Below are 14,581 nucleotides of genomic sequence, written 5' to 3'. Positions count from 1 at the left end.
CACCCCGCGAGGGGGTGACGTAGCTTGCCCATCCACCGTGCGCCGACCACCCAATTGGAGGCATCCGCTCGGGTCCCCCGTAGGGCCAGTCGGGTGACAACCCGTCCCGCCCCGGACCCCGCGTTTACGCCGCCTTACCTGCGGCAACCAGGCACAATCATCTCATTACCTACGCATTACCTTAATTGGCCGCGTATCGGCATCTATTGCGCGCCCTTCTCCGGTCGGTGAACCTTTGATCAAGGCGAGGAGAAAGGCATCACCATGGCGACTCTGTGCAGACCGGCCGTCTCCGTCCCGGAGCATGTGATCACCATGGCGGAGACATTGGATCTCGCCCGGGAGCATCACGAGGACCATCCACAACTGGATCTGGCGCTGCGGCTGATAGAGAACACCGGGGTCGAGAAGCGGCACATAGTGCAGCCCATCGAGGAGACGCTGAAGCACCCCGGCTTCGAGTTCCGTAACGCCTGCTACGAGGCCGAGGCCAAGGCCCGCGTCCCCGCGGTGATACGGGAGGCCCTCGACTCGGCGGAGCTCAGGCCCGCCGACATCGACACGATCATCTACGTGTCCTGCACCGGCTTCATGATGCCGTCGCTGACCGCCTGGCTGATCAACACGATGGGCTTCCCCAGCCACACCCGGCAGATACCGATCGCCCAGCTCGGCTGCGCGGCCGGCGGCGCCGCGGTGAACCGGGCGCACGACTTCTGCCAGGCGTATCCCGAGGCCAATGTCCTCATCGTCTCCTGCGAGTTCTGCTCGCTCTGCTACCAGCCGACCGACCTGGGCGTCGGCAATCTGCTCTCCAACGGCCTGTTCGGCGACGGCGTCGCCGCGGCCGTGATGCGCGGCCGCGGCGGCAGCGGCATGAACCTGGAGCTGAACGGCTCGTATCTGGTCCCGGAGACCGAGGACTGGATCTCGTACGCGGTCCGCTCCACCGGCTTCCACTTCCAGCTCGACAAGCGGGTGCCCGGCACCATGGAGCCGCTCGCGCCCGCCCTGAAGGAGCTGGCGGGGCGGCACGGCTGGGACGCCACCGACCTGGACTTCTACATCATCCACGCGGGCGGCCCGCGGATCCTGGACGACCTGAGCAAGTTCCTCCAGGTCCCGGCGGACGCCTTCCGCTTCAGCCGGGCGACGCTGACCGAGTACGGCAACATCGCCAGCGCCGTCGTCCTCGACGCGCTGCGCCGCCTCTTCGAGGAGGGCAGCGCCCGCCACGAGGGCAAGGGCATGCTGGCCGGCTTCGGGCCGGGAATTACGGCGGAGATGTCGCTGGGCAGGTGGATCTCATGACCACGGACACCGAGCGCGCCACGGCCACGGACGCTCACCCCATCCGCTTCTGGCCCGCCCTCGACCTCCTGCACGGCGTCGACTTCGACCCGGTGCTGGCCGCGCTGATGCGGGAGGGCCCGATCACCCGCATCCAGCTGCCGCACGGCAGCGGCTGGGCCTGGCTCGTCACCCGCTACGACGACGTGAAGGCGGTGACCAACGACGACCGCTTCAGCCGCGAGCGGGTCGTCGCCGCGGATGTCACCCGCCTCGCCCCGCACTTCATCCCCGTCCCCGGCGCCCCCGGCTTCGCCGACCCGCCGGACCACACCCGGCTGCGCCGCGCGGTCGCCCCGGCCTTCAACGCCAAGGGCGTGGAGCGCATCCGCGAGCGGGCCAGGGCGCGGCTCGACGAGCTGGTCGACGCGGCGGTGGCGGGCGGGCCGCCGGCCGACCTGACCGAGCAGGTGCTGATGCCGTTCCCGCTCGCGGTGATCTGCGACGTGATGGGCGTACGGCCGCAGGATCAGCCGCGGGTGCACGCGTGGACGTACGACATCCTCTCCTCGTCCAAGGGCGCCGACCGCAGCGAGCAGGCGAAGCGGGAGATGACCGGCTACTTCGAGGAGCTCATCGCCGAGCGCCGCGGCAGCGGCGAGGACGACGTCTGCTCCGCCCTCGCCGCCGCCGTCGACAGCGGCGACATCTCCGGCGAGGAGGCCCTCGGCCTCGCCCTGCTGATCCAGATCGGCGGCGAGGCGGTCACCAACAACAGCGGCAACATGGCGTACATCCTCCTCACCCACCGCGAGCACGCCGCCCGGCTCCGCGCCGAGCCCGGCATCCGCCCGCAGGCCATCGAGGAGCTGCTGCGCTTCATCCCGCACCACCGCGCGGTCGGGCTGTCCCGGGTGGCGAAGGAGGACGTCGAGGTCTGCGGCGTGACGATCAGGACGGGCGAGGCGGTCTACAACTCGTACGCCACCGCCAACCGCGACCCGGCGGTCTTCGCGCACCCGGACGAGCTCGACTTCGACCGCACCCCGAACCCGCATGTCAGCTTCGGCCACGGCCCGCACTACTGCGTGGGCAGCCAGCTGGCCCGCCTGGAGTCCGAGCTGCTGGTCGACGCCCTCCTGGACCGCTTTCCGCCGTCCCTGCGCCTGGCGGTGGCCGACGAGGACGTCCCGTTCCGCGCGGGCGCCCTGATCCGCGGTCCGGCGGCGCTGCCGGTCACCTGGTGATGCCGTACGGGAGGAGCCCACGCCCGCGCCGCCCCTGACCGGTGCCGATAGGGTGCCGCCATGCCCGATACGCCAGGCCGCCCCGCCCGCACCCCGGTCAGCAGGCGCGACCGGCCGGCGAAGGCGCCGCTGAGCCAGGAGGCCATCGTCTCCGCCGCCCTCGACCTGCTGAGCAGGGAGGGCCTGCCGGGCCTGAGCCTCCGCAAGATCGCCACGGCCCTCGATACGGGTCCGGCGTCGCTGTACGTCTACGTCGCCAACCTCGACGAGCTCCGCGCCCTGGTCCTGGACCGTGCCCTGGCCGAGGTGGACGTCGCGGCGGGCCACGGCAGGCCGCCACGCGAGCGCCTGAAGGCCGTGCTGCGCTCGTACCAGGACGTGCTGCTCTCCCGCCCGGGCCTGGCGAGGCTGGCGTCGACGACCATGGCCCGCGGCGCCGGCGCACTGCGCCTGGCCGAGACGCTGCTGGACTGCCTGGCCGAGGCCGGGGTGGCGGGCCGGGCCGGGGCGTGGGGCGCGGACCTGCTGCTGCTCCAGGTCACCGCGAATGCCGCGGAGAAGAGCGCGTGGGACGCGCAGGGCGATGTGATGGCCCAGGTCAGGCAGGCCTACGAGCAGGCGCCCGCCGCCGACTATCCGCGCATCCACGCGCTCGGCGAGGAGGTCTTCAGCGGCCAGGGCGAGCGCTGGGAGTGGGCGCTGGACGTGGTCATCGAGGGCATCTCGCGGGTCTCCCCCAAGGCCTGAACGAACACTGTTTTTGACGAACACCATTCGTTCGCGTTACCGTGAACGAACACCATTCGTTACGAACGCGATTCGCAGCTCACCCGGAAAGGCAGGTGCCACCATGACCACCCCCACGAAGCACCACCACCCCATAGCCATCATCGGCGCCGGCCTCGGCGGCCTGACCCTCGCCCGCGTCCTGCACGTCCACGGCATCGAGGCGGCCGTCTTCGACCTCGAGGCCGGCCGCGAAGCCCGTACCCAGGGCGGCATGCTCGACATCCACGAGGAGAACGGCCAGCTCGCCCTCCGCGCCGCCGGCCTCTACGACGGCTTCCGCGCCCTGATCCTCCCCGGCGGCGAGGCCACCCGCGTGATGGACAAGCGGGCCACCGTCCGTTACGAGGACCTCGCCGAAGGCGGCCGCCCCGAGGTCGAACGCGGCCAGCTGCGCGACCTGCTCCTCGACTCCCTCCCGGACGGCACCGTCCACTGGGGCCGCAAGGCCACCGCCGCCCGCCCCCTCGGCGACGGCCGCCACGAAGCCACCTTCGCCGGCGGCGAGACCATCACCACCGACCTGCTCATCGGCGCCGACGGCGCTTGGTCCAGGATCCGCCCGCTGCTCTCCGCCGCCCGCCCGTCGTACACGGGCATCTCCTTCGTCGAGTCCGACCTGCACGACGCCGACACCAGGCACCCCCGCTCGGCGGCCGTCGTCGGCGGCGGCTCCCTGATGGCCCTCAGCGACCGCAAGGGCGTCCTCGCCCACCGCGAGACGGACGGCAGCCTGCACATCTACACGGCGGTGCAGACCGTCGAGCACTGGCTCGACGGCATCGACTTCACCGATACGGAGGCCGCGAAGGCGGCGGTCCTGACGCAGTTCGAGGACTGGGACGACTCGCTCCGCGCCCTGATCGCCGACTCGGACACCCCGCTCGTACCGCGAAAGCTCAACGCCCTGCCGGTCGACCACCGCTGGGACCGCGTCCCGGGCGTGACGCTGCTGGGCGACGCGGCGCATGTGATGTCCCCGTTCGCGGGCGAGGGCGCCAACCTGGCGATGCAGGACGGCGCGCTGCTCGGCGAGGCCATCGCGGAGCACCCGGGCGAGGTGGAGAAGGCGCTGACGGTGTACGAGGAGGCGCTCTTCCCGCGGAGCGCGGAGAAGGCGCGGGAGTCGGCGGACGGCGTGGAGAGGTGCTTCAACGAGGCGGCGCCGGCAGCGCTGGTGGCGATGTTCAAGTCAAGCCCGGCCGGCGTTTGAGGCCGAGCGCCGCAGGCGCGATATCCGGCGGGGGTACGGGGGCGGAGCCCCCGCAATGCGTGTCAGCCGAGCCGCGCCCAGAAGTGGTCGAGGATGTCCGCAAGGAACTCCTCGCCCGCGCCCGAGTCCGCCGCCCGCTCACCCCCGGGCGACCCCCAGTTGAGCGTGCTCACCATGCTCCCCTGGTACTCGTCGTGCAGCCCCTGCAGCGCCCCCTCGATGCGATGCCGCGGCAGCGGCACCAGCTTCGCCACCTGCCGTACATACGCCTGCCACCGCGTGGTCGCGGCATCGCGCAGCAGCCCCGCAAGCTTCTCCGTCCGCCCGGTCATATCCATCAGCACCGGCAGCGGCAGCCGCAGCAGCGCCGCAAGATCCGCCGCCTGCCGGTCGGTACCGGCCCAGTCACCGCTGGCCTCCATCGCGGCATACGCCTCCGGCTCCACACCGATCCGCCGCGCCACATCCTCGACCGCGAGCCCCGCCGCCATCCGATGCTCACGCAGCCGGCTCTCCCCGCCCATCAGATCGGCGGGCGCGCACCACAGCGCACCCGCGAGCGCGGCGAGCTCCTCATGCGTGGGGCCGCCGTGTCCGGCTTCCCAGGCGGCGATGGTACGGGCGTCGACGCGGCGGCCGTACGCGGCCTGGATGCCGTACGCGACATGCTCGTACCCCATGCCGAGGGCCTCGCGCAGCCGGCGCGCGGCTACGGGATCGAAGGGCGGCGGCAGCGGGCCGTCAGTGGGCGAGGGCGAGGACACTTCAGGCACGCTAGAGGCCGCCCGGCCTGGTGACCATAGGTCGGACAGCCGAAGCCGACTGCCGTAGGAACGTACAAAAGGACACGGGCCCGGCCCCGTGAAAGGGTCGGACCCGCATCCGTTGCGGCCCCCGGAGAGGTCTCAGTTCGGGGTGCTGTACTGCTGCAGCCCCGGCACGGTCAGCGTGCCGCCGAACTGCGCGGCCAGCGTGACCTTGGCGTCCGTGACGACCGAGATCGGCAGCGGGATGGGCGGCAGCGGCAGATCCACGTTGAACTTGACCGGGATCAGGCCGAAGAGCTTGCCCTCCAGCTCCTCCACGTACAGCGTGACCTTGCCGCCACGGAACTTGGAGGTGGTGCCGGGCCCGCCGTCGACGTGGCCGACGGTGCCGTCCGGGTTCTTGAACTCCTGCTTCATGTTCTCGATGTCGATCGTGTCGCACTCGATCTTCATCACCGGCTTGATCTTGCCGCTGGCCGTACGGACCTTGACGATGCCCTTGTAGACCTGGTTGGTGTTCGTGAGCTTCGTCGTGTCGAGCGTGTACGGGGTGTCCGACAGCGCCGGGATGCCCTGCTCGACGTCCGCGTCGGCGAGCGCCTTCGGGTCGGGCGTCGGGCACGGGAACGGCTCCTTGCCGTTCGCCGGGTTGCCGTCGGCCTCCTTGGTGGCGTCCGGCTTCGGCTTCGCCTTGTCCAGCAGGTCCTTCGCCGGGTTCGACGACTCCTCCGCCTTCGGCTCCGAGGACTCGTCGGCCTTCGGCTCCGGCTTCGGCTTCGGCGACTCGGTGGTCGGCTCCGGCTCGGGCTCGTCGGCCTCCGGCGAGGAGGTGGACGGGCTCGGCGAGGGCGACTCCTTGTCGTCCGGGGTGAAGAAGTCCTTGATCTTGTCGCCGACGCCCAGCGGGTCCAGCGGGTTCTTGGTCTCGGACGCCGACGGCTCCGGCTTCGGCTCGGACGAGGACGACGAAGCCTCCGGCTCGGGCTCGTCGGCCTTGGGCTCGTCCTGCTCGCCGGTGGCGTCCGGCTTGGGCAGCAGGCCGCCGGCCTTCTCGCTCTCCGACGGGCTGGGCTTCGCGGACGGCGAGGAGTCCTTCTCGTCGGCCTTCTTCTTCTCGTCCTTCTTGGCGTCCGCGTCCGGCTTCTTCTCGTCCTGCTTGACGCACTCGTCGCCGGAGAAGGGGTTCTCGATGCCCTCGGCGGCCGGCGACTTCTTGCCGGCGTCGTCGGCCGACGCCAGCCGCGGCGTCATCGTCATCATCGTGAACACCGCCGTCGGCATCGCCGCCAGCGCTATCGCCTTACCGGCCGGCAGCTTGGCCTTGGCCAGCACCGACTGCCGGGGCGCGGCGTGCCGCGGCCCGCTGCTGCGCTGGTCAGCCACGATGCCTTCCCCCCACCGCGTTGACGGTACGGGGGCCGTCGTCGAGCGGCGGGAAGGGGTCCCCGTCGGCCGAGTCGGTACGCCCCAGGAGGTCGTCGATGTTGGTGTCCGGCTCGGTCTGCGGCGACCGGCCCTCCGGCTCCGCCGGGTCCTCGCCGCTCTCCTTGCCCGGCGCCCACGCGACGGCGAGGGCGCCACCGCTCATGGACAGCAGGAAGCCGAGCAGGAACCCGCCCAGGTTGGAGATCGGGATGGACACAAGGGCCAGCACGATCGAGGCGACGCCGGCGAAGACCCGTACGACATGGTGGAACCACATCGTCAGCCCGAGAGTGATCAGCAGAATCCCGATGATCAGTGCCCCGGCGCCCGCGGTGGTCGCCATCCGCACGGTCATCTGGCCGATCTTCAGGTCGGCGTAGGGGAAGTAGGCGATCGGCACGCCGCCCAGAATGGTCAGCAGTCCCGCCCAGAACGGCCTGGTGCCGCGCCAGCCGCGGAACGCAAGCCGCCAGCCGCGGAGGCGCTCGCGCAGCGCTGGAGACTCGTCGGTCATGGAGAACAGCTCCCTGGAACCCGCGTGCACGCGCGGGAAGTCGGTGTGGCCGGGTCAGGCGTCAAAGCCAGGTCCGAGGGTCCGGGGGTCCACAAAGGCAGAGCCCCCGGAACCCGTCATCGGCTCAGTAGCACTCGTTGTCGCCCTTGTGCAGGCGCACGCTGAGGTTGCTGAGCTTGAAGGTCCCGGCCGTGGTGGCCCAGATCTTCTGCTTGGCACCGGAGAAGACGGCCCGGTCGGCCTCCTGGGCAAAGCTGCCCTTGCTGGTGTGGTCCCCGGGGCTGATGCCCGGGCCCTTGGCGCTGCTGCCCGCCGCCACACCGATGTTGATGTTGGTGAAGGTGGCGTCGGCGTCCGCCTCCGCCGTGTCGATGTAGAGGTTCTTGCCCTCGACCGGCTTGCCGGCCTTGGTGCCCGCGGTCAGCTTCAGCGACACCGTGCCGATCAGCGGGACGTCCGGGGTGACGACCGACTGGCAGAGGTTGTTGATCTTGGCGTTCTTGAAGCCAAGCACCGCCACCGGGACGTTCTTCCCGTCGACCTTCTTCTCGTACGAGCCGTACTGGACGAAGCCCTGACCGTCGAGCTTCCCGGCCGTGACCTTGGCCTGCTGGCCGGACACGCTGAACGATGCGGCAAGCGCGCCCTGCGACATCGCGACGCCTATCGCCGCCGTCGCGGCAACGCTGGGCACCATGACCACAGCGAACCGCTTCCACCTGGTCCCGCCACGCGTCTGGGACGCCATTCCCATCCTCCTTCTCGGACGTACATCTCACGCCCCGGCCCGCCCTGACTGAGCGGAAGGGTCCCGGCGCGGAGATGGGAGAAGTGCTCACGTCCTCGGAAGGAGACGCCAAGGCGTTCCTCCGAGCGACAACCGCTGGCCGCACGGTGTGCGGCCAAAAGGACAGGCACCTCCGAAGCGGTGGTGACCCCCCTGCCCCTGACCGGTCCCCGGTGGGTTCCGGCCACTCGGCGGGGTTCCTGCGCCGCGGCTCTCAGCTGGGGACTGAACTGTGGCGGCAGGTCCGAGCACAGGCGATCGTGGTGCATGGGAGAGGTGACGCACAAGGGGTTCTTTACTGGCGAGTAACGCGACGGTGTCGGGAGCGCGTTCGAGCGCCAAAAAACGGCCACGGACGGTCGTCGCGAGAAGCGGCAAATCGCCGGGATCAAGGACCGCATTCCGGACATTAGACAGATCGTCAATTACCCGCAGTAACAGCGGCCGCGATGGTCAAGTTTTGGCAAAGCGACGGCCGCCGTTACTGGATGGTTATCAGTCGGTGAGCAGGTCTTGCCCTTAGAACAGCACCCGGGCGAGCGCCGCCCGCGCCTGCACGACGCGCGGGTCGTCACCGCCGATGACCTCGAACAGTTCGAGCAGCCGCACCCGGGCCGCCTGCCGGTCGTCGCCGGCGGTGCGGCCGACGGTCTCGACGAGCCGGCCGAAGGCGTCCTCGACATGCCCGCCGGCCAGGTCCAGGTCGGCGGCGGCGATCTGCGCCTGCGCATCCGCGGGATTGTCGGCGGCGCTCTTGCGCACCTCCTGCGGGTCGAGACCCTGCACCCGCTCCAGCAGCCGCGCCTGGGCGAGGCCCAGGGTGGCTTCGGTGTTGCCCGGGTCGTCGGCGAGGACGTTCTCGTACGCGCGGATGGCACCGCCGAGATCACCGCTGTCGAGCGCGTCACCGGCCGCGGCGAGCACGCCGTCGTACGGACCCTCGGGCTCGGGGATCTCCTCCTGGCCCTCCTCGCCCGGGGCCACCGGCGCCTGGGTACCGCCGACGATGCCGAACTGCTGCTCGGCGGCCTGAATCAGCTGGTCGAGGACCTGGCGGATCTGCGCCGCGGGGGCCGCGCCCTGGAACAGCGGCACGGGCTGCCCGGCGACGACGGCGAACACCGCCGGGATGCCCTGCACGCCGAACTGCTGGAAGAGCAGCTGGTTCTTGTCGACATCGATCTTCGCGAGGACGAACTTGCCCGCGTACTCCTGGGCGAGACCCTCCAGGATCGGGCTCAGCTGCTTGCACGGCTCGCACCACTCGGCCCAGAAGTCGATGACCACCGGCACCTCGGTGGACCGCTGCAGGACCTCCTCCTGGAAGCCCGCCTCGTCGACATCGAAAACGAGGGACCCCGCGGCTGCGGCGGCGGCCTCGGGGTTCTTGGCCCGTTCCGCCCGCGCCTGCTCGGCCTTCTCCTTGGCCTCCGCGGCCGCCTTCACCGCGGCCAGGTCGACCGCTCCGCTCATGGACATATTGCTGCGTGGCTGCATGTGTCCATACTCCCCGATACGTAGGCGGTCAGGCCCGCGCCCCCTTGGATTGCGCTTATAGCTGTGCGTCATGCGTCGCGCGGGACGCCCGGGTCCCCACCCGGGCGAGTACGCCCGGGTCCCCACCCGGGCGCGCGGTTGCCGCTCGTTTCGCTACGGGTAGTAGCGTAACCGATGGAAGTGACTGACGAGTAGGGTCCCCGCTATGAGCCGCACCACCCCCACACCGTCGCCCCGCCGGGGCGGACGCCCGCGCAGTGCCGCCGCGGATCGCGCGATCCTGGATGCCACGCGGGCGGCGCTGGTCGAGCTCGGCTGGGGTGGGCTGACGATGAGCGATGTCGCGGCGCGGGCGGGGGTCGCGAAGACGACGCTCTACCGGCGGTGGCCGGGTAAGAACGAGCTGGTCGTCGAAGCCGTCGCGGCGCTCTTCGAGGAGCTGACGCTGCCGGATCTGGGGAGTCTGGAGGCGGATGTGCGTGGGGTGGTGCTGCAGTTCGCGGGGTTGCTGTCGCGGCCTGAGGCGCGGACGTCGTTGATGGCGGTGGTGGCGGAGGGGGCGCATGACGCTGCCCTGCGGGCTCGCATTCGCGAGGCGATTGTCGATCGGCAGAAGGGGCTGGTGCTGGCGGGGAGGGCGCGGGCGTATGCGCGGGGGGAGTTGGTGCCGGATGCGGATCCGGTGGTGGCTGCTCGTAACGCGGATCTGATTTTTGATGTGATCGCGGGCACGGTGGTGCATCGGACGCTGGTGAGTGATGAGCCGGTGGATGAGGCTTGGGCGGCGTCGTTTGCGGGCCTGGTGGCTGCTGGTCTTCGGGGGGCGTAGGCGCCCACCCACCCGTTGCTGTGTCTTTGGCCGCTGGAGCGGCGGGGGGGCTTGGCAACGGATGGTGACGGCCGCGTCGCCGGCTTCGGCCTTGGGCCCGGTGCCAGTGGGTTGGCTGGCTGCGGAGGAGTGGGGGCCGGGGGGCGTTGGGCTGCCGGGCGGCGGCCCGTCTCCGAGGGAGGGCAGTGCTCCGCCTCCGGGAGGCGGCAGTGCTCCGCCTTCGGGAGGCGGCGGTTTGTTCCCGGCAGGAACGTGACGGGCCTGGCTGCCGGATGCCGGGTGACGGGTGACGGGTGGGGGCGTGAAAGCTGGGACTGGGGCGTGCGAGGAGTTGGCGCGCGCTCTTTTTCATAGGGGTGTGTCGGGGGAGGCATCCTTCCGCAGGCCCGGCGACAGGTGGCGCCCAGCCCAACACGTCCATACGAAAAAGGGCGCGCGCCAACCCCTCGTACGCCCCCAGGCCTGGCACGCGCGCCCCACACCGCCGCCCGGCAGCCCAGGCCAACCAACCGCTACCGGGACCGCCTCCCGAGACGGACCGCCGCCCGGCAGGCCAAGGCCGACCACCGCCCCCACTCCCTCCGTAGCCAGCCAACCCGCTCGCACCGGACCAAGGGCGAAGACGGCAGCGCTGCCGTCACCATCCGATGCCAAGCCATCCGTGGCAGCAGCGCGAGTCAGTCCTCAGCAGGCGCAAGCACAGGCGGCCAACGCGCGTCAGAAGGTCAGAAGCCCGCCGGCTCCGTATACACACCCCACTCATCCCGCAGGACATTGCAGATCTCGCCCAGCGTCGCCTCCGCCCGCACGGCGTCCAGCATCGGCTCGATCATGTTGGAGCCATCCCGGGCCGACGCCAGCATCCCGTCCAGCGCCGCCCGTACCGCCGCCTCGTCCCGGGCCGCCTTCCGGCCGCTCAACTCCCGTACCTGCTCCCGCTCCACCTCATGGCTGACCCGCAGGATCTCCAGGTCACCGGTGACCGACCCATGGTGGGCGTTGACGCCGACGACGCGCTTGTCGCCCTTCTCCAGCGCCTGCTGATAACGGAAGGCCGACTCGGCGATCTCGCCCGTGAACCAGCCGTCCTCGATGCCGCGCAGGATGCCGGACGTGATCGGCCCGATGGGGTGCCGCCCGTCAGGGTGCGCCCGCAGGCCGCGCTCCTTGATCTGCTCGAAGATCTTCTCCGCATCCGCCTCGATGCGGTCCGTCAGCTGCTCCAGGTACCAGGAACCGCCCAGCGGGTCGGCCACATTGGCGACGCCCGTCTCCTCCATCAGCACCTGCTGCGTGCGCAGCGCGATCTCCGCCGCCTGCTCGGAGGGGAGGGCCAAGGTCTCGTCCAGGGCGTTGGTGTGGAGCGAGTTCGTGCCGCCCAGCACCGCCGCCAGTGCCTCGACCGCCGTCCGCACCACGTTGTTGTACGGCTGCTGCGCCGTCAGCGAGACACCCGCCGTCTGCGTGTGGAAGCGCAGCCATTGCGCCTTCTCGCTCGTCGCCCCGTACACATCGCGCACCCAGCGCGCCCAGATCCGCCGCGCCGCCCGGAACTTGGCGATCTCCTCGAAGAAGTCGACGTGCGCGTCGAAGAAGAAGGACAGCCCAGGAGCGAAGTGATCCACGTCCAGCCCCCGCGACAGCCCCAGCTCCACATACCCGAAGCCGTCCGCCAGCGTGTAGGCCAGCTCCTGCGCGGCCGTCGCCCCCGCCTCGCGGATGTGGTAGCCGGATACGGACAGCGGCTTGTACGCGGGGATGCCGGCCGCGCAGTGCTCCATCAGGTCGCCGATGAGGCGGAGGTGCGGCTCGGGGGTGAAGAGCCACTCCTTCTGGGCGATGTACTCCTTGAAGATGTCGGTCTGGAGCGTGCCGTTGAGGACCGCCGGGTCCACGCCCTGGCGCTCCGCCGCGACCAGGTACATGCAGAAGACCGGGACCGCCGGGCCCGAGATCGTCATCGACGTCGTGACGTCGCCGAGCGGGATGTCCTTGAACAGGACCTCCATGTCCGCCGCCGAGTCGATCGCCACCCCGCAATGCCCGACCTCACCCAGCGAGCGCGGGTCATCCGAGTCGCGGCCCATCAGCGTCGGCATGTCGAAGGCGACCGACAGACCGCCGCCGCCCGCCTTGAGGATCATCTTGTAGCGCTCGTTCGTCTGCTCCGCGTTTCCGAAGCCGGCGAACTGCCGGATGGTCCAGGTGCGGCCGCGGTAGCCGGTCGGGTACAGGCCGCGGGTGAAGGGATACTCCCCCGGCCAGCCGATGCGCTCGAAGCCTTCGTACGTGTCGCCGGGGCGAGGCCCATACACCGGCTCGACCGCATCGCCCGACAGCGTCGTGAAGTCCGCGTCCCGCTTGCGGGCGGCGTCGTACCGCTCCTGCCAGCGCTTGCGGCCTGCCCCGATCTGCTCGGCGTCCATGCCGTACCGCCTCTCCCCGTCCGGGGATCACCCGGATCGTATTACTAGGACGTCCTAGTAATTGTCTCCGGCCAGCGGGCGCTCACGCAAGGAGCCCAGGTCAGGACGGTGCGGCCGCGGCCGAGCGGCGCAGGGCGAGGAGGGTGGCGTCGTCGCTGCGGTGCGGGCCGTCCAGCCGCCCGACGATGGCCTCCGCGTAGCGCCGCAGCCCCTCGTGGCCGAGGCCGGGCGGGGCGGGATCGTAAGCCTGCCGGGCCGCGGTCAGGAAGCGGCGGAGGTCCTCGTCGGGGTCGGTGTCGCGGCGCTCGGTGAGCCCGTCCGAGTACATCAGCACGATGTCGCCGGGGCGCAGCGCCGTCTCGGTGGCTTCGTATCCGGCGCCGGGCAGCACGCCGAGCGGGAGGCCGGGGCCGCCCTCGGGAGGCGGCAGTGGCCCGGGGTGGCCGTCGCGGACCAGGACCGGGCGCGGGTGTCCGGCGCAGGTCCAGCGGAGCAGGGAGCGGTCCGGGTGGTAGCGGGCGACGATCGCGGTCGCGGTGGACTCGATACCGTCGGCGCAGGCCAGCTCGTTCAGCCAGTGAGTGAGGCGCTCGACGCGTTCCTCGGTGTACGCCAGGCCCGCCAGGGCGTAGCGCAGCTTGGCCATGAGCGTGGCCGCCGCGAGGCCGTGGCCGCGGGCGTCCCCGAGCGCGACGAGGAGCCGGCCGTCGGGCAGCCCGCGGGCCTTGTACCAGTCGCCGCCGACGCCGGCCTCCCGGGCGTCGGGCCGGTAAATCGCCGCCGCCTCGAGGCCGTACGGTGCGAGCTCGTCCTCCAGGTGCGGGAGCACCGCCTCGCGCAGCACGCCTGCGACCTCCGCGATCGCCTCGGCGCGCTCGCGCTGGCGGCGGGCCTCGCGCTCGGCGCGCTCGGCGGTCTCGCGGTCATCCGGAAGACCCGGTCGCCGCCGTTGCGCAGGGCCAGCTCGCAGTCCGCCGGGTGCTTGCGCAGGATGACCTCGTACAGCGTCCGGTACAGGTCCGGCAGGCTGTCCGCCGTCACCGCGCCGGCCAGCCCTGACAGACTGGGCAGCGGGGCGTCCTCGGTCAGGCCGAGGACCTGGCGGAAGCCGCGGGACGGCTCGACGCCATCGTCGCCGAGGTTCCACTCCGCCCAGCAGGTGCGCACCAACTGCTGGGCGGCGGCCGCCATCACCAGCCGGTGGCCGCGCTCGAAGGTGAACAGCAGGTATGCGCCGCAGGGGGTGATCTGCACCTCGTGGTTGACGCGGACCGGTCCCGCGTCGGTGCGTACGACCCACTCGACCGTCTCCGGGCCCTGCGGCTCGCGGTCGTGGAAGGCGCGCTCCAGCATGCCGGGGACGGCGGTCTCCGCCAGGCCGGGGAAGCGCGCGTACAGCGGCACCGGGCCCGACCACGGCGGCAGCCCGCCCTGCGGGAGGCGGTCATCGGCGTACGCGAGGGCCGCCGCGTTCCGGTCCACGTACAACACCTCCCGGATCCCGCCGCCTTCGCAGGGGACGGGGCGCAGCAGCAGCGCCGGGGCCGGGACGGCGTCGAGCATCTCGCGGCCGGAGGGCAGCGGCGGGTCAGGCAAGCCGGCTGCGGGAGCCGCGGCGGGGGCCGTGGCCTGCGGGACCGGGCGGTGCCGTTCCGCGTAGTCCCTGATCCGGCGGCGCTGGGCCGCCAGCAGCTCCAGGATCGCCCGCAGTTCCAGGCGGGCGCGCGCGTCGGGCATGCGACCAGTGTCTCCGGCGGGCTGCACAGCGGCCACCGGTGATGCGCCGGACGCCGCCGGCCG

Annotated in this window: 13 protein-coding genes; 6 read left to right on the top strand and 7 right to left on the bottom strand. The window is 71.3% G+C overall.

Features of this window, described 5'->3' with window-relative positions; all coding sequences use genetic code 11:
- Positions 1-264: 264 nt before the first annotated feature.
- The 4 genes from ACNNMR_RS30655 (at position 265) to ACNNMR_RS30640 (ending at position 4,536) form a co-directional block, all read left to right on the top strand.
- Positions 265-1,311 (top strand): type III polyketide synthase, encoded by a 1,047-nt coding sequence (locus tag ACNNMR_RS30655; protein WP_419997926.1) that lies wholly within the window; start codon positions 265-267, stop codon positions 1,309-1,311.
- Positions 1,308-2,537 carry a cytochrome P450 gene (locus ACNNMR_RS30650; RefSeq protein ID WP_419997925.1) on the top strand — a complete coding sequence of 410 codons (1,230 nt, stop codon included), beginning with the start codon at positions 1,308-1,310 and terminating at the stop codon, positions 2,535-2,537. The genes ACNNMR_RS30655 and ACNNMR_RS30650 overlap by 4 nt, the downstream gene beginning before the upstream one ends.
- A gap of 60 nt (positions 2,538-2,597) precedes the next feature.
- A complete protein-coding gene (locus ACNNMR_RS30645) occupies positions 2,598-3,284 on the top strand; it encodes a TetR/AcrR family transcriptional regulator (RefSeq protein ID WP_419997924.1) in 687 nt (228 codons plus the stop codon).
- A gap of 103 nt (positions 3,285-3,387) precedes the next feature.
- Entirely contained in the window at positions 3,388-4,536 is a 1,149-nt protein-coding gene (locus ACNNMR_RS30640; protein ID WP_419997923.1) for an FAD-dependent oxidoreductase, read from the top strand.
- 62 nt (positions 4,537-4,598) lie between these two features.
- Here the strand turns inward: ACNNMR_RS30640 and ACNNMR_RS30635 are convergent, their stop codons facing one another.
- The 5 genes from ACNNMR_RS30635 to ACNNMR_RS30615 form a co-directional block, all read right to left on the bottom strand.
- Positions 4,599-5,300 carry a helix-turn-helix domain-containing protein gene (locus tag ACNNMR_RS30635; protein WP_419997922.1) on the bottom strand — a complete coding sequence of 234 codons (702 nt, stop codon included), beginning with the start codon at positions 5,298-5,300 and terminating at the stop codon, positions 4,599-4,601.
- Positions 5,301-5,441: 141 nt separating this feature from the next.
- Positions 5,442-6,686: a hypothetical protein gene (locus ACNNMR_RS30630; RefSeq protein WP_419997921.1), complete on the bottom strand. Its 1,245-nt coding sequence runs from the start codon at positions 6,684-6,686 to the stop codon at positions 5,442-5,444.
- Positions 6,679-7,242 (bottom strand): DUF6114 domain-containing protein, encoded by a 564-nt coding sequence (locus tag ACNNMR_RS30625; RefSeq protein WP_419997920.1) that lies wholly within the window; start codon positions 7,240-7,242, stop codon positions 6,679-6,681. Before ACNNMR_RS30625 ends, ACNNMR_RS30630 begins: the two co-directional genes overlap by 8 nt.
- A 124-nt stretch (positions 7,243-7,366) precedes the next feature.
- Positions 7,367-7,990 carry a DUF6230 family protein gene (locus tag ACNNMR_RS30620; protein ID WP_419997919.1) on the bottom strand — a complete coding sequence of 208 codons (624 nt, stop codon included), beginning with the start codon at positions 7,988-7,990 and terminating at the stop codon, positions 7,367-7,369.
- Positions 7,991-8,548: 558 nt separating this feature from the next.
- Positions 8,549-9,526 carry a tetratricopeptide repeat protein gene (locus tag ACNNMR_RS30615; protein WP_419997918.1) on the bottom strand — a complete coding sequence of 326 codons (978 nt, stop codon included), beginning with the start codon at positions 9,524-9,526 and terminating at the stop codon, positions 8,549-8,551.
- A gap of 205 nt (positions 9,527-9,731) precedes the next feature.
- On the opposite strand from ACNNMR_RS30615, the gene ACNNMR_RS30610 reads away from it, so the two are divergent.
- On the top strand, positions 9,732-10,355 hold the full coding sequence (locus ACNNMR_RS30610) for a TetR/AcrR family transcriptional regulator (RefSeq protein ID WP_419997917.1): 624 nt from the start codon (positions 9,732-9,734) through the stop codon (positions 10,353-10,355).
- A 725-nt stretch (positions 10,356-11,080) separates the two neighbouring features.
- Here the strand turns inward: ACNNMR_RS30610 and ACNNMR_RS30605 are convergent.
- Together ACNNMR_RS30605 and ACNNMR_RS30600 are read right to left on the bottom strand one after the other, a co-directional pair.
- Complete coding sequence (locus ACNNMR_RS30605; RefSeq protein ID WP_419997916.1) at positions 11,081-12,781, bottom strand: acyl-CoA mutase large subunit family protein; 1,701 nt, start codon at positions 12,779-12,781, stop codon at positions 11,081-11,083.
- 100 nt (positions 12,782-12,881) lie between these two features.
- Entirely contained in the window at positions 12,882-13,610 is a 729-nt protein-coding gene (locus ACNNMR_RS30600) for a PP2C family protein-serine/threonine phosphatase (protein ID WP_420000535.1), read from the bottom strand.
- A 428-nt stretch (positions 13,611-14,038) separates the two neighbouring features.
- Between ACNNMR_RS30600 and ACNNMR_RS30595 the strand changes: the two genes are divergently transcribed.
- Positions 14,039-14,560 carry a hypothetical protein gene (locus ACNNMR_RS30595; protein ID WP_419997915.1) on the top strand — a complete coding sequence of 174 codons (522 nt, stop codon included), beginning with the start codon at positions 14,039-14,041 and terminating at the stop codon, positions 14,558-14,560.
- Positions 14,561-14,581: the final 21 nt, after the last annotated feature.

Source organism: Streptomyces boninensis (genome assembly GCF_048572725.1).
Taxonomy (GTDB): Bacteria; Actinomycetota; Actinomycetes; order Streptomycetales; family Streptomycetaceae; genus Streptomyces; species Streptomyces boninensis.
The sequence above is the reverse complement of the archived record's forward strand: the minus strand, read 5'-3'. Positions and strand labels throughout refer to the sequence as shown.

What these genes read in the sequence shown, in the direction of transcription:
- ACNNMR_RS30655 (WP_419997926.1), top strand. Translation starts at nt 265, where the DNA reads ATGGCGACTCTGTGCAGACCGGCCGTCTCCGTCCCGGAGCATGTGATC.
- ACNNMR_RS30650 (WP_419997925.1), top strand. Translation starts at nt 1,308, where the DNA reads ATGACCACGGACACCGAGCGCGCCACGGCCACGGACGCTCACCCCATC.
- ACNNMR_RS30645 (WP_419997924.1), top strand. Translation starts at nt 2,598, where the DNA reads ATGCCCGATACGCCAGGCCGCCCCGCCCGCACCCCGGTCAGCAGGCGC.
- ACNNMR_RS30640 (WP_419997923.1), top strand. Translation starts at nt 3,388, where the DNA reads ATGACCACCCCCACGAAGCACCACCACCCCATAGCCATCATCGGCGCC.
- ACNNMR_RS30625 (WP_419997920.1), bottom strand. Translation starts at nt 7,242, where the DNA reads ATGACCGACGAGTCTCCAGCGCTGCGCGAGCGCCTCCGCGGCTGGCGG.
- ACNNMR_RS30620 (WP_419997919.1), bottom strand. Translation starts at nt 7,990, where the DNA reads ATGGCGTCCCAGACGCGTGGCGGGACCAGGTGGAAGCGGTTCGCTGTG.
- ACNNMR_RS30615 (WP_419997918.1), bottom strand. Translation starts at nt 9,526, where the DNA reads ATGCAGCCACGCAGCAATATGTCCATGAGCGGAGCGGTCGACCTGGCC.
- ACNNMR_RS30610 (WP_419997917.1), top strand. Translation starts at nt 9,732, where the DNA reads ATGAGCCGCACCACCCCCACACCGTCGCCCCGCCGGGGCGGACGCCCG.
- ACNNMR_RS30605 (WP_419997916.1), bottom strand. Translation starts at nt 12,781, where the DNA reads ATGGACGCCGAGCAGATCGGGGCAGGCCGCAAGCGCTGGCAGGAGCGG.